This window comes from Phenylobacterium sp. (genome assembly GCF_035475775.1).
Lineage (GTDB): Bacteria > Pseudomonadota > Alphaproteobacteria > Caulobacterales > Caulobacteraceae > Phenylobacterium.
The window spans coordinates 1-13,541 of sequence record NZ_DATIMC010000042.1; the positions used below are offsets into that span (position 1 = coordinate 1).

Consider the following 13,541-nt stretch of genomic DNA (forward strand, 5'->3'; position numbering starts at 1 on the left):
AGCTCATCGCGTTCTCCTTTTCGCGATGGGGCCACCTTGGCCGTGCTTGGGCGCCATTATGTGACGGTTTCAGGAATCATTGTGACGCTTTGGCGCCGGACGGTCATTTGCGCCCCGCCCCTCGAAATCCCGAGCGGCAACAGCTAAATAGCGCCGATGACCGCGCCCCTGACCCTGGTCCGCGACGCTCCCGACGGCCTCATCGAGGCTGCGCGCGAGGCCGTGCGCCTGCCGGTGGGGACGCGAATTGTGGCGGCGATGTCGGGCGGGGTGGACTCCACCGTCACCGCCGCCCTGCTGGCCAAGGCCGGCTATGACGTGGTGGGAGTGACCCTGCAGCTCTATGACCACGGCGCCGCGATCCAGAAGAAGGGCGCCTGCTGCGCGGGCCAGGACATCCACGACGCCAGGACGGCGGCGGAGAGCCTGGGCATTCCGCACTACGTGCTCGACTACGAAAGCCGCTTCAAGCAGCAGGTCATCGAGGAATTCGCCGACAGCTACCTGCGTGGCGAGACGCCGATCCCCTGCATCCGTTGCAATCAGACGGTGAAGTTCCGCGATCTGCTGGATGTCGCCCGCGACCTGGGCGCCGCGGCGATGGCGACCGGGCACTATGTGCGGCGCGAGGTCGGGCCGGCGGGTCCGGAGCTGCATCGCGCGTTCGATCCGGCGCGGGACCAGTCCTACTTCCTGTTCGCCACCACGGCCGAGCAGCTGGCCTTCCTGCGCTTCCCGCTCGGCGCCTTGCCCAAGCCGGCGGTGCGCGGCGCCGCGACGGAGCTCGGCCTCTCGGTTGCCGACAAGCCGGACAGCCAGGACATCTGCTTCGTGCCCGAAGGCCGCTACACCACGGTGATCGACCGCCTGCGCCCGCACGGCGCGGAGCCCGGCGACATCGTCCACCTCGACGGCCGCGTGCTCGGCCGCCACGAGGGCGTCACCCGCTACACCATCGGCCAGCGGCGGGGGCTGAACGTCGCGCTCGGCGAGCCGCTGTTCGTGGTCCGCATCGACGCCGACGCGCGCCGGGTGATCGTCGGGCCCCGCGAGGCGCTGCTGACCGGGACGCTGACGCTGAAGGAGACCAACTGGCTGGGCGAAGGCGCCTCGCTCGAGGCGGCCTGCGACGCCGCCCGCCCGGTGCTCGCCCGCGTCCGCTCGACGGCGACGCCCACGCCCGGCCATCTCGCGATCCGCGACGGCGCCCCGGCCGTCCTCTTCGACGCGCCCGAGGAAGGCGTCGCCCCCGGCCAGGCCTGCGCCCTCTACGCCCCGGAAACCCCCACCCGCCTGCTCGGCGGCGGCTTCATCGCCAGCTCCCTCCCTTAAAGGGGAGGGACAGCTCGGCGAAGCCGAGCAGGGTGGGGAAGTCACGCGACGGAACGCTGCGCTTCAGGCACGGCGAAAACGCCAATCCCGCACCCCGAGTCCTCGCCCCACGCTTCCCCACCCTGACCGCTTTGCGGTCTGTCCCTCCCCATTAAGGGAGGGAAGGGCGGTCTGTCCCTCCCCATGAAGGTGAGGGAAGGGCGGTCTGCCCCTCCCGATGAAGGGGAGGGAAAGCTATATGCTGCCCATGAACACCCAAGATCCCGTCGTCATCGCCGCCTACGCCCGCACGCCGATGGGCGGTTTCCAGGGGGCGCTCGGCCCCGTCAAGGCGACCGAGCTCGGGGCCGCCGCGGTCCGGGCGGCGGTCGCGCGCGCCGGCGCCCCGCCCGAGGCGGTGGAGCAGATCTTCATGGGCTGCGTGCTGCCCGCGGGCCTCGGCCAGGCGCCCGCCCGGCAGGCGGCGATCGGGGCGGGGCTGCCGACCTCGGTCGAGGCGACCACCGTCAACAAGATGTGCGGCTCGGGCATGCAGGCCGCGATCCTGGCCCACGACGCCCTGGCCGCCGGCTCCGCCGACCTCATTGTCGCCGGCGGCATGGAGAGCATGACCAATGCGCCGTACCTGTCCCGGCAGCACCGCGCCGGCGCCCGCATCGGCCACGACACCTTCTACGACCACATGTACCTCGACGGCCTGGAGGATGCCTACGAGCCGGGCAAGCTGATGGGCGCCTTCGCCGAGGAGACCGCGCGCGCCTACCAGTTCACCCGCGAAGCGATGGACGAGTACGCCATCGGCTCGCTCGCCCGCGCCAGGGCCGCCACCGAGAGCGGCGCCTTCCGGCGCGAGATCGTCCCGGTCGAGGTGGTCACCCGCAAGGGCGCGGTCCTCGTGGAAGACGACGAGCAGCCGGCCAAGGCCGATCCCGCCAAGATCCCCACCCTGAAGCCCGCCTTCGCCAAGGACGGCGCGATCACCGCCGCCAACGCCTCCTCGATCTCCGACGGCGCCGCGGCGCTGGTGATGACCCGCGAGAGCGTGGCGAAGAAGCTCGGGATGGCGATCGTCGCCCGCGTCGTCGCCCACGCCGCCCACGCCCACGAGCCCGGCCTGTTCACCACCGCGCCGGTCCCGGCCATGCGCAAGGCCCTGAAGAAGGCCGGCTGGACGGTGGACGACGTCGACCTGTTCGAGGTCAACGAGGCCTTCGCCGTGGTCGCCATGATCGCCGAGCGGGAGCTGCGCATCCCGCGCGAGAAGCTCAACGTCAATGGCGGCGCCTGCGCGCTCGGTCACCCGATCGGAGCGTCCGGCGCGCGCATCCTCGCCACCCTGATCGCCGCCCTCGAGGCCCGCGGCGGCCAGCGCGGCCTCGCCTCCCTCTGCATCGGCGGCGGCGAAGCCACCGCCATGGCCGTGGAGCTGGCGTAGCGGCCAGGCGCCTGCCCTTTATCCGCTCATTCCCGCGAAGGCCGGAACCCAAGCGGCCTGCCCGCTGCAACAATCCTTTCAGGCGCGCTTTTAGATTCAGCTTGGATCCTCGCCTTCGCGGGGATGAGCGGAGGAAGGGTTCCCTACTCCCCGCCGCGCACGCGCTTCTGGGCGTCGAGGAGGTTCATCTTCATGCCGGCCACCTGCATGTCGCCGGGCTTCATGCCGGCCGGGCAGGGGCCCTTCCAGACCGCGTCCATCTCGATCCTGCGCACGCCGTTCATCTGCGGGGCGGCCGCGCCGGTGGTGGTGCTCTGCATCTCGACCTTGTAGCCGGCGTTCAGGTCGCCGGTCAGCGTGCCCTGGGCGGTCATCTTGCCCGCCTCGCCCAGGTCGCAGACGCTCTCCATGTCATAGCCGCCGCCCGGCCGGGGCGTGATCCGGTTCTCGCGGCAGGGGTTCGCGCCCGGCTTCTGGCCCGCCAGCCCGAGCTTGGCGTCGGTGTCGGCGTCGACGCAGATGGCGCTGGCCTGGCGCACCCCCTCGGAGCTCATCGACATCTGCCAGAGCCCGGGCTTGCGCCGCGGCGCCGCGGCGGGCGCGTTCGCCGCCGCCTGGGAGGCGGCCGCCGGGGCGTTCGCCGCCGGGGCCTTGGCCCCTTCCGTCGTCTTCTGGCAACCCGCCAGCGCCAGCGCGCTCAGGCCTGCCGCCGCCATCCAGCCCAGCCGTGCCATCTTGAGACTCCCGTTTCCAAGCCCCAGCTACGCGGGCGAGGCTAGCCGGGATCGATCGGCCGGGCCACGGCGTTCGAGCGCCCTGAAGGAGCACCAGCCATGAGCGAGCTGCGCGACACCGGATCCCGCTACGAGATGGACGAGCAGGGGCTGACCTCCTGGGCCGACTACCGCCGCCAGGACGGCCGGCTGATCATCGACCACGTGGAGAGCCCGCCGGCCCTGCGCGGCACGGGCGCGGCCGGCCGGCTGATGACCGCGCTCGCCGCCGAGGCCCGCCGCCAGGGCCTCGCCATCACCCCCATCTGCAGCTACGCCGCCGCCTGGCTGCACCGCTCCAAGGCCTTCCGCGACCTCGTGCGATAACCCACGAAAGACACGAAACCACGGATTTCACGGATTCACACGGATCGGCTCCCGGCGCGCGCCGGCGCGCGATCTTGTCCTCACGCGCTGCAGACTTCTCCGCCTGCGGCGCAGCTCGCACGACCATCCGTGAGAATCCGTGAAATCCGTGGTTCCTCCCTTTCGTGCTCTTCGTGTCTTTCGTGGTTCAAATCGGCCACGAAAAAACCCGCCATCCGGCGGGTCCCTGCAGCCTTGACGGGCTTGCTTAACGCCGCGCCGCGCGGAGCCGCCCCTCGGCGGGACGGCTCCGGCGCGGACGCAAGGGTCCTACAGCGTGCGCGAGACGATCGCTTCCAGGGTCTGGGCGCGCATCTCGCAGTCCTCGACCAGGCGGCGGGCCAGGTCGCGCACGCCGGGCGGATAGGCGTCGCCGCCCTCGGAAATCTCGAGCGCCAGCTGCTCGACGTTCATCAGCGCGCTCGACAGCGAGCGGATGTGGTCCTTGGCGAGCTGCCTGGCTTCGGCCTGCAGGCGCCGCACGCGCTCGGCGACGGTTTCGGTCTTCGGAGTGGTCTTCAGGTCGTTGTCGGCGACCACGCTCAGCGACGGTGACATTCTGGAATACCTCAAAATCGCCAACCCAGGAAATCGGCCGCCCCCCGCAGTCCCCTATGGACCGCGTCCGTAAGAGCGTCCCGCCCTGTCGTCTTCGGTACGTCCTAAGACGGCACAGGTTCCCTGACCGGTACATGAACCGGGCCAGTCCACGTCCGATGCCAGGGTAGATGGGGATTCAAAGCCACACTGTGTAGTTAGCCGCCGTGACGCGGGTCACAGGGGAGGGCGCAGATTTTGTCGAGGCGCATGAAGCGGGGCTGTGGGCCTATCGCAGCCGGTACGTCCCGCGGCCGGAGAATTCGAGGAACCCCCGATCGCGCAGGACCTGCAGCTGCTGTCTGATCTTCGGCCGCACGTTCTGATTGTTCGGGAAGACCACGTGGAGCCTGTCCTCGGCGTCATAGACGTCGGCTAAGGCGAACTCAGGCCGTCCGATCGCCTCCACGGCCTTCATCACTTCCAGCAACCACCCGCGCGCCTCGAGCTTCTGCTCCCGCAGGAACAGCGTGCGCCGCCAGGTCTCGACGACAGCGTCGCGGGGAAGCAGACGCCGCTCGCGGACGAGCGGAATGCGTCCGACGCCCGGCACCTGTCCGATCAGGATGTTGCATCCGACCCAGCCGGCGCGTCGGGCGGTCGGGGCCAGCGGCTTGCGCTCCTCGATGATCGCCGGGACGAAGAAGTGCTTGGGGATCACCGTCACGTCCTGCGGGCCTGCGGCGCGGTCGTAACGGAGCAGCATGAGGTTCGGATTCTCTTTCGAGCCTATGCGCGCCTGCATGGTGCGGAAGGCGCCGTCCACGACCTTCGCCCCAAAGCGGCTCGCCTGGCTCTTCAGCTCGAACTGCTCGGCGCAGTTGCCGCAGTAGAGGTCGGCGACGGGCTGGTTGTTCGGGAAGCGCTCGAATGCGGATTCGCCGCACGCGGGGCAGAAGAGGTTCCGCTGGACCCAGGGCTCGCTCTGGAAGCGCGCGATCTGCGAGGCGCTCTCGAAGCGCGCCGGCGGCTCCTCGAATCCGGGCAGCGGCCCGAACTCATCGTTCTCCGCCATCTGCCCCGCTCCGCCGCGCCTGGGGGCCAGGTTGGCGCAAGCCGGTGAGGTGTTCGTTAAGCCCTACAAATCACCGCACTTCGTGCTCTCGATCGGCTCTCCGTCTTCGTCGAGCGTGAAGTAGACGCGATCATCGAACTCGACCGCGCCCTGTTCTTCCCAATTCAGGAATGACCTGCGGCTCGCGATCCAGGCCGCCTCCTCCGCGTCGTCCGCTTCGACCTCAGCCACGTAGTCGACGAAGGCGTCCACCCGGCACAGGACCTGGAACTTCGGCATGCGGCTTCCTCCGGCTAACGCATTGTTCTAGATCCAAAATATCGCCGACGGAAGGGCTGAAGACCGGTTCCGGCCCATCCGCACGCTTGACGCCAAGCGGCGTCTTGGGCAGCCTTCGCCGGGCAAAGGGGAGGGGCTCACCTGACGGCGGTTGCTGAGGCGCCCGAGAGCGTGACCGGCGGCGGGCTGGCGGCCGATGCGGTCGCCCTGTCGCGCGCGCATCTGGCGGCGCTGGTCCCGGTGTGGTTCGCCTTCGCCGCCTGGTTCACCGCCCAGACGATCTGGCGCCACGCCACGGGCCTGGAGCAGGCGGGGCCGCACGCCCTGACCGCCGAGCTCGGCGACTACGCCCTGGCGCTGGGGCCCTCCCTCGCCTCGGCCGTCGCGCTGCGGGTGCTGGCCGGCGCGCCCGCCTGGCGGCTCGACCGCGGCCTCCTCGAATACGTCGGCCTGACCTGGGCCGCCTCGGTCGTCTCCGGCTGGGCGCCGGCGGCGATCGGCGACCTGGCCCCCGGACCGGTCGGCGTCGCAAGGCTGCCGATCCTGCTCGCGCAGCTGGCGCTGACCGTGGTGCTGCTGTGGCTCGCCATCCGGCTGCTGCTGTGGCCGGTCGGGCGGCTGTTCGGCGCGCCCATGACCGCCGGCCAGTCGTGGCGGCGCACGCGCGGGGCCGCCTGGCCCTATGTCTGGGGCTTCGTCCTGGCGGTGGTCGCGCCCTATGTCCCGGCGCTGGTGTTCCTGAAGGGCTACGCCGCCAGCGGCGCCATGCCCCTGGCGCTCGCCGGCGCGGGGGCCAAGGCGGTGGGCGCGGTGCTCGCCGCCGGCGTCACCCTGCGGCTCTACCAGCTCCGCGGCCTCGCCGAACCCGTCGCCCAAGCCGCTTGAGCGAAATTCGTCGGCGATCGCGGCCTCGCCGTGCGATAATGAACGAAGCGCGAACGCGCGCCCGCTCTTTCACAAGTGAATCCGCCCGAAGTCCGCGTCGGCGGCGCTTGCAGCGCGGCCGATCGTCAGCGGATTTTGCAGCTGCAACCCGACGATATTGTCCGGAATTGAGTGCGGTCAGGCCCGCGACGTTCGTGGGCCTTCGTGTTGGTTCGTGGTTCCGTCAAGTACACGCAGGTGAAAATAGTAAACATGCACTCAACCACCTGGAACAGACAGAGACAGAATAGCGTAAAGCTGAGTACACCGTCCTTCTTCAACAACGGTTATCGCCGCGTTGCGATGGTGCCAGCCTCCTTCAAACCCAGAAAGGGAGAGTAGGCGTGGCAAAGAATTCTCAACATGGCCCCGTGGGCAAGGACATCATCGGGACGGACGCTGACGACCTGCTCAAGGGCGGGGCGCACGCCGACACCCTCGACGGCGGCGCCGGCAATGACACCCTGTCGGGCGGCGGCGGGGCCGACCTCCTGATCGGCGGCGCCGGGTCCGACGTGTTCCTGGTGGGCGGCAAGGTCACCTCGACCGAGGCTGGTCTCGACCAGATCCAGGACTTCACCACCGGCGCGGACCGCATCGGCTTCGGCGGCGCCGTCAGCCTGGCCGGGCACAGCTTCCTGCAGGACACCGAGGCCGACTATGCGAGCGCGCTCGCCAAGGCGACCCAGGTGATCGGCTCGGACCAGGCGGACCTCGTCTTCGTCCAGGTGGGCGCCGACGTGGTGGTCTTCGCCGACGCCAACCTGCACAACCAGGTGTCGGGCGCGATCGTGCTGCAGAACGCCTCGCTCAGCGGCGTCACGCAGTGGGACGTGTTCTGAACGCGTAAGCCCCTTCTCCCCTTGCGGGAGAAGGTGGCCGCCGGAGGCGGTCGGATGAGGGGTTGCGATGGCGCACCGGCCGCGTGACCCGTGCGTGCGAACGAACCTCCGGCGGCGCGACGACACCTCTCATCCGTCGGGCTCCGCCCGACACCTTCTCCCGCAAGGGGAGAAGGAGGCAGGTTCTACGGCCCCCGCCGTGGCCGCCCGCGCTTGCGGAAGCGCTCCTGCTGCTCGGCGCGGGCCTCGGCGCGGACCTGCTTCACCGCCGCGCGGTCGCCGCTCTCGCCTTCGCCGGCCAGCGCATCGGCGGCGAACTCCAGGTCCAGCAGCTTCAGCCGCTTGATCTCGTCGCGCAGCCGGGCGGCCTCCTCGAACTCCAGGTTGGCCGCGGCCTCGCGCATGCGGCCCTCCAGGTCCTTCAGCGTCGCCTTGAAGTTGTCGCCGATGAACGGCGTCCCGCCCTCGGCCACGCCCACCGGCACCAGCACGTGGTCCTTCTCGTACGGCGAGGCCAGGATGTCCTTGATCGAGGAGCGGATCGAGGCCGGCGTGATGCCGTGCTCGGCGTTGTAGGCCGCCTGCTTCTCGCGGCGCCGTTTGGTCTCGGCCATGGCCCGCTCCATCGAGCCGGTCACGGTGTCGGCGTAGAGGATCACCTTGCCGTCGACGTTGCGCGCCGCCCGGCCGATGGTCTGGATCAGGCTGGTCTCTGAGCGCAGGAAGCCCTCCTTGTCGGCGTCCAGGATGGCGACCAGCCCGCACTCGGGGATGTCCAGGCCCTCGCGCAGCAGGTTGATGCCGACCAGCACGTCGAAGGCGCCGAGCCTGAGGTCGCGGATGATCTCGATGCGCTCCAGGGTGTCGACGTCGGAGTGCATGTAGCGCACGCGCAGGCCCTGCTCGTGCATGTACTCCGTCAGGTCCTCGGCCATCTTCTTGGTGAGCACCGTGATCAGCGCGCGGTAGCCCTTGGCCGCCGTGGCGCGCACCTCGTCGATCACGTCGTCGACCTGGCTGAAGCCGTCCCTGGCGACGGGCCTGACCTCGACCGGCGGGTCGATCAGGCCGGTCGGGCGGATCACCTGCTCGACGAACACGCCGCCGGTGCGCTCCAGCTCCCAGGGCCCGGGCGTCGCCGAGACGAACACGCTGTCCGGCCGCATGGCGTCCCACTCCTCGAACTTCAGCGGGCGGTTGTCCATGCAGGAGGGCAGGCGGAAGCCGTACTCGGCGAGGGTGAACTTCCGCCGGTAGTCGCCGCGGTACATGCCGCCGATCTGCGGCACGGTCTGGTGGCTCTCGTCGACGAACAGCAGGGCGTTGTCGGGGACGTACTCGAACAGCGTCGGCGGCGGCTCGCCGGGCCGCCGGCCGGTCAGGTAGCGCGAGTAGTTCTCGATGCCGGCGCAGGAGCCGGTCGCCTGGATCATCTCCAGGTCGAAGGTGGTCCGCTGCTCCAGCCGCTGGGCCTCCAGCAGCTTGCCGTTGGCGACCAGCCAGTCCAGCCGCTCCTTGAGCTCGGCGCGGATGGCGTTGATCGCCTGGTTCAGGGTCGGCCGCGGCGTCACGTAGTGGCTGTTGGCGTAGATGCGCACGCCGGTCAGGTCGGCGGTCTTCTTGCCGGTCAGCGGGTCGAACTCGGTGATCGCCTCGATCTCGTCGCCGAACAGCGAGACGCGCCAGGCGCGGTCCTCGTAGTGCGCCGGGAAGATCTCGATGGTGTCGCCGCGCCGGCGGAAGCTGCCGCGCTCGAAGGCCTGGTCGTTGCGCCGGTACTGCAGCGCCACCAGGTCGGCCATCAGCCTCTTCTCGTCGAGCCGCTCGCCGGGCTTCAGGTCGAAGGTCATGGCCGTGTAGGTCTCGACCGAGCCGATGCCGTAGATGCAGCTCACCGAGGCGACGATGATCACGTCGTCGCGCTCCAGGATCGCCCGCGTCGCCGAGTGGCGCATGCGGTCGATCTGCTCGTTGATCGACGAATCCTTCTCGATGTAGGTGTCGGTCCGCGGCACGTAGGCTTCGGGCTGGTAGTAGTCGTAGTATGAGACGAAGAACTCGACCGCGTTCTCCGGGAAGAAGCTCTTGAACTCGGAGTAGAGCTGGGCGGCCAGCGTCTTGTTGGGCGCCAGGATCAGCGCCGGGCGCTGGGTCCGCTCGATCACCTTGGCCATGGTGAAGGTCTTGCCGGAGCCGGTGACGCCCAGCAGCACCTGGTCGTGCTCAGCGGCGCCGATCGCGGCGGTCAGCTCGCCGATCGCCTGCGGCTGGTCGCCGGCCGGCTGGTAGTCGCTGACCAGCTTGAACGCGCGCCCGCCCTCGCTCTTGGCCGGCCGCTGCGGCCGGTGCGGCGTCCACAGCATCCCCGTCGCGCCCTCATTGTAATCGAAGGCGAGGGGCATTTCGGCGACGCCCGAGGGCGCCATGCTGGTGGTGCGGGGCATGGAGCCGGCAAGGTAAGTCCTGCTTCGCCCGTGCGCCAGCGTGGCTGCTGACAGCGGTTCGTCAGCACTCCCTCCCACCGCTCGTCCCGGCGAAGGCGGGGATCCAAGGGGGCCTGCGGCTCCACGATTGACGCAGGCTCGGTCCCATATTCAGCTTGGGTCCCCGCCTTCGCGGGGATGATCGGAGATCAGATGCCTGCCGCCGCCGACTATCCCGAGGCCGTCGCCGCCGCCCAGAAGGTGCTGGACGACTTCATGGCCGCCTTCAACGCCCGCGACATCCCGGCCTTCGAGGCCACCTTCAACTTCCCCTCGGCGCGGCTGGCCAGCCAGGGGCTGGTGATCCTCAACAAGGGGGACATGAAGGCCGAGCGGTTCACCACCGGCGCGCTCGCCGAGTGGGACCACTCCAGGTGGGAGCGCCGCAACGTGATCCACGCCGGCCCCGACAAGGTGCACGTCGACACCCGCTTCACCCGCTACCGGAAGGACGGCTCGGTGCTCGGCGGCTTCGATTCGATCTACGTCATCAACCGCGAGAACGGCCACTGGGGCGTGAAGATCCGGTCATCCTACGCGCCATAGACTTCCCCCCGGCGGCGAGATCGGTCCTATGCCTTGGCCGTCTTGCGTCCCTTCGCACCGGGCCGAGCCCGCTTGACCAGCGCCTTCAGGAACTGGTCGCCATGGGTCACCAGCGCCATGTGGCCGGCGCCCTCGAGGATCACCAGGTCCGCCTTCAGCTTGACCGCCGCCTCGGTGACCAGCGCCGTAGGCGTCTGCAGGTCGAGCTCGCCCTGGATGATGGTCACCGGCACGCCCAGGTCATAGCCGACGTCCGCCAGGCGCCAGGCCATCAGCTGTTTCCAGAGCTCGTTGATCGAGAATTTCGCCCCGCGCTGCATCTCCACGAGGTCCCGCAGCCGGGCGTCTGGCGCGAGCAGCAGGTCCAGGGGCAGCCGGCGGAACACGTTCCGCTCCGCCTTGGGCATGGTGGAGATCAACAGCTTGCGCTGCTTCGCCAGCGCCTTGATCGAGGGGTAGGGCGGCGGGCCGATCGCCTCGAGCCCCTGGGCGGCGCGCTCCTCGCCCTTGGCGCGCAGCCGGTCGACGGTCCCGAAGTACGAGAGCTGCTCGCCGCGGTTCATGTCGACCACCTGGCCCGCGCCCACATAGGCCGAGAACAGGTCCGGACGCGCCCGCGCCATCTCGACGCCCAGCAGGCTCCCCCAGGAGACGCCGAGCAGCACCAGCGGCCGGCCGGGGAAGCGTCGGCGCAGCTCCTGCGCCAGTTCGATCCCGTCGACCACCATCCGGCCGATGGTGAGCGTCCCGCAACCGGCCTTGCCGTTGCGCCCCAGCGTGCGTCCCGCGCCGCGCTGGTCCCAGTTCACCACGATGAAGTGCGCGTCCCAGCCGGGGAACAGCTTGCCGGCCAGCACGCTGAGCGCCGAGCCCGGGCCGCCGTGCAGCACCAGCAGCAGCGGGCTGTCGAGGTCGCGGCCGCGGATCGTCACCCACTGCGGGATGCCGCCGATCTCGATCCAGATCTTCTCGTCGATCCCTTCGGCCAGGTAGGCCTTGGCGCGAGCCGCCCGCTGGATCGCGCCGCGCATCACGAACGCGCCGGCCACCAGCCCCACGCCCGCCAGCAGCGCCTTGCCGAGCCCGCCTCGCTTCGCCATGGCTACCTCCGCTCGTTCAGCCCGCCGAGTTCCGGCCCATGCGGGCGCCCGTCCGAGCGCAACCCTAGCACGGGGCTCAGAAGCCGTGCGTCCCCGTCGTGAGCGCGAAGATGCTCCCCGCCAGCGCGAGGAGGGCGAAGACGAGGTGGCGCATGTCACATCCCTCTGCGGGTCCGCCCGCGGGGATACGGCCAGAATGCGCCGACCGATGTGACGGAGGTCACGGCCGCCTGCCCCGCCGACGGCCGGCGGGGGAGGCGATCACGGTCTAGTGAGTGGGCTTGTCCTGGGTGGCGCTCACCGCGGCGCCGCCGGCGGCTCCGGCCACCGCGCCGACCGGCCCGGCGACCGCCGCGCCCGCCAGCCCGCCGGTGGCGGCGCGTTGCTCCATGTTGTGCCCACAGGCCGCCAGGGTGAGAGCGGCGCCCGCGATGGCGAGCAGGCTCAGCGTCTTGCGCATGGGATTCTCCGATGTCCTTAGATGATGCGCCAACAAACGAAGGCTTCGTCGCGAGGTTCCGCCTATAGCCGAGCCTGGCCCGGGTCTTGCCACGGCCAGTCCCAAGTGGATCGAACCGATACAGGAGGGCCGCGGACCGCGACACTTTTGCTGCATTGCAGCAGGGGGTTGCCTTTCACGGATCGCCCCTTCATAAATCGCACACCACTTGCCGTCGCCTGCCCCCTCGAGTCCCGGGCAGGCCTGCCGGCGGACGCTGCCAGCATGTGCAGGGGCGACCGCGGCGACATCTGTCGGGGGGCTGTCGCCCTCGCCCTGTAGGACGCGATTGTTTTGGATAACGGAACGCAGGCGCGCGCCGATCGGCGTGCGCTGATCAGCGCCGCGTTGATCGGCTCAGGCGTCGGCCTGGCGCTCGGCGCCGCCTATATGGCGGGCGGGATGTCGCGCGTCGCCGCCGACCACGCCCGCGCGGAGCAAGTCTCCGACGGGGTCTTCTCCGAGGCCGCGCTGCAGCGCGAAGCCGCCGATTCGACCGCGCCGTCGCGCGCCCAGGATGTCGCCGCCCAATTGCGCGGCGAGCAGGGCCTCGACCCGCATGCCGACAAGCAGCGCCACGCCACGCGCGATCTCGATTGCCTGACCGATGCGGTCTATTTCGAGGCGCGCGGCGAGAGCAAGCGCGGCCAGCAGGCCGTCGCGACGGTGGTGCTGAACCGCGTCAAGAACCCGAACTTCCCGAAGAGCGTCTGCGGGGTGGTCTTCCAGCGCGCCAGCGGCGGCTGCCAGTTCAGCTTCGCCTGCGACGGCTCGATGCGCCATGGCCGCGACGAGGACGCCTGGGAGCAGGCCCGCCGGGTCGCCGCCCGCGCGCTCTCCGGCTACGTGCTGCGCGACATCGGCTCGGCCACCCACTTCCACACCATCGACGTCTCGCCCGACTGGGGCTCGCAGATGCTGAAGGTGGCGCAGGTGGGGCTGCACGTCTTCTACCGCCGCAACCCGCACGCGGCGACCGCGCCCGAGATGCAGCCCGAAGCGCAGCACGCGGTGTTCACCTCGACGCCGGGCGAGGCCCAGCCGACGCTCCGCATCGCCACGGCCCTGGTGCAGAGCGCGCCTGAGAGCTCGCCGCCGGCCGCCGCGCCTGCGCCCGCGCAGAAGCCCGCGGCCAAGCCGGGTCCCGAGCTTCCCAAGACGCCGCCGGACGGCCTTTCAAAGGCGTCCGCGCCTGGATTGGCCAAGAGCCCCGAGGCGACCGCCTCCTGACGCGGCGCTTGCGCCGCAACCGCGCCCGCTAGGCCCGCGCGGCGCGGCGCAGCGCCTGGGGCGGCTGGCCGAAGGCGCGCAGGAAGGCCCGGCGCATCCGCTCGGGATCGCCGAATCCCG

15 protein-coding genes are annotated in these 13,541 nt (G+C 70.3%); 7 read left to right on the top strand and 8 right to left on the bottom strand.

The annotated features are described in order from the left end of the window. Positions 1 to 156 precede the first annotated feature (156 nt). Together mnmA and VLI41_RS05020 are read left to right on the top strand one after the other, a co-directional pair. A complete protein-coding gene (mnmA, locus tag VLI41_RS05015) occupies positions 157 to 1,332 on the top strand; it encodes a tRNA 2-thiouridine(34) synthase MnmA (protein ID WP_325266962.1) in 1,176 nt (391 codons plus the stop codon). A gap of 247 nt (positions 1,333 to 1,579) precedes the next feature. Further along, positions 1,580 to 2,767: an acetyl-CoA C-acyltransferase gene (locus VLI41_RS05020; RefSeq protein ID WP_325266963.1), complete on the top strand. Its 1,188-nt coding sequence runs from the start codon at positions 1,580 to 1,582 to the stop codon at positions 2,765 to 2,767. Between the two features lie 143 nt (positions 2,768 to 2,910). Here the strand turns inward: VLI41_RS05020 and VLI41_RS05025 are convergent, their stop codons facing one another. Beyond that, positions 2,911 to 3,501, bottom strand: a complete 591-nt coding sequence (locus tag VLI41_RS05025; protein WP_325266964.1) for a DUF3617 domain-containing protein — start codon at positions 3,499 to 3,501, stop codon at positions 2,911 to 2,913. 99 nt (positions 3,502 to 3,600) lie between these two features. Here VLI41_RS05025 and VLI41_RS05030 point away from each other — a divergent pair, with 99 nt between their 5' ends. Then, entirely contained in the window at positions 3,601 to 3,867 is a 267-nt protein-coding gene (locus VLI41_RS05030) for a GNAT family N-acetyltransferase (protein ID WP_325266965.1), read from the top strand. 309 nt (positions 3,868 to 4,176) lie between these two features. Here VLI41_RS05030 and VLI41_RS05035 read toward each other — a convergent pair whose 3' ends face one another. From VLI41_RS05035 to VLI41_RS05045, 3 genes are all read right to left on the bottom strand, one after another. After that, positions 4,177 to 4,464: a hypothetical protein gene (locus VLI41_RS05035; RefSeq protein WP_325266966.1), complete on the bottom strand. Its 288-nt coding sequence runs from the start codon at positions 4,462 to 4,464 to the stop codon at positions 4,177 to 4,179. Positions 4,465 to 4,732: 268 nt separating this feature from the next. Then, entirely contained in the window at positions 4,733 to 5,518 is a 786-nt protein-coding gene (locus tag VLI41_RS05040; RefSeq protein WP_325266967.1) for a DpnI domain-containing protein, read from the bottom strand. A 63-nt stretch (positions 5,519 to 5,581) separates the two neighbouring features. Continuing rightward, complete coding sequence (locus VLI41_RS05045; protein ID WP_325266968.1) at positions 5,582 to 5,797, bottom strand: hypothetical protein; 216 nt, start codon at positions 5,795 to 5,797, stop codon at positions 5,582 to 5,584. A gap of 171 nt (positions 5,798 to 5,968) precedes the next feature. On the opposite strand from VLI41_RS05045, the gene VLI41_RS05050 reads away from it, so the two are divergent. After that, positions 5,969 to 6,682, top strand: a complete 714-nt coding sequence (locus tag VLI41_RS05050) for a hypothetical protein (protein WP_325266969.1) — start codon at positions 5,969 to 5,971, stop codon at positions 6,680 to 6,682. A gap of 383 nt (positions 6,683 to 7,065) precedes the next feature. After that, entirely contained in the window at positions 7,066 to 7,563 is a 498-nt protein-coding gene (locus VLI41_RS05055; RefSeq protein ID WP_325266970.1) for a M10 family metallopeptidase C-terminal domain-containing protein, read from the top strand. Positions 7,564 to 7,748: 185 nt separating this feature from the next. Here the strand turns inward: VLI41_RS05055 and uvrB are convergent, their stop codons facing one another. Further along, positions 7,749 to 10,007: an excinuclease ABC subunit UvrB gene (gene uvrB / locus VLI41_RS05060; RefSeq protein WP_414692525.1), complete on the bottom strand. Its 2,259-nt coding sequence runs from the start codon at positions 10,005 to 10,007 to the stop codon at positions 7,749 to 7,751. 192 nt (positions 10,008 to 10,199) lie between these two features. Here uvrB and VLI41_RS05065 point away from each other — a divergent pair, with 192 nt between their 5' ends. Further along, entirely contained in the window at positions 10,200 to 10,592 is a 393-nt protein-coding gene (locus VLI41_RS05065) for a hypothetical protein (RefSeq protein WP_325266971.1), read from the top strand. A 26-nt stretch (positions 10,593 to 10,618) separates the two neighbouring features. On the opposite strand, the gene VLI41_RS05070 is transcribed toward VLI41_RS05065, so the two are convergent. Together VLI41_RS05070 and VLI41_RS05075 are read right to left on the bottom strand one after the other, a co-directional pair. After that, entirely contained in the window at positions 10,619 to 11,692 is a 1,074-nt protein-coding gene (locus VLI41_RS05070; protein WP_325266972.1) for an alpha/beta hydrolase, read from the bottom strand. A 268-nt stretch (positions 11,693 to 11,960) separates the two neighbouring features. Further along, positions 11,961 to 12,152, bottom strand: coding sequence for a hypothetical protein (locus tag VLI41_RS05075; RefSeq protein WP_325266973.1), 192 nt, complete (start codon positions 12,150 to 12,152; stop codon positions 11,961 to 11,963). A 333-nt stretch (positions 12,153 to 12,485) separates the two neighbouring features. On the opposite strand from VLI41_RS05075, the gene VLI41_RS05080 reads away from it, so the two are divergent. Continuing rightward, on the top strand, positions 12,486 to 13,421 hold the full coding sequence (locus VLI41_RS05080) for a cell wall hydrolase (RefSeq protein WP_325266974.1): 936 nt from the start codon (positions 12,486 to 12,488) through the stop codon (positions 13,419 to 13,421). A 28-nt stretch (positions 13,422 to 13,449) separates the two neighbouring features. On the opposite strand, the gene VLI41_RS05085 is transcribed toward VLI41_RS05080, so the two are convergent. After that, a partial coding sequence (locus VLI41_RS05085) for a hypothetical protein (protein WP_325266976.1) occupies positions 13,450 to 13,541 on the bottom strand: 92 nt, incomplete at its 5' end.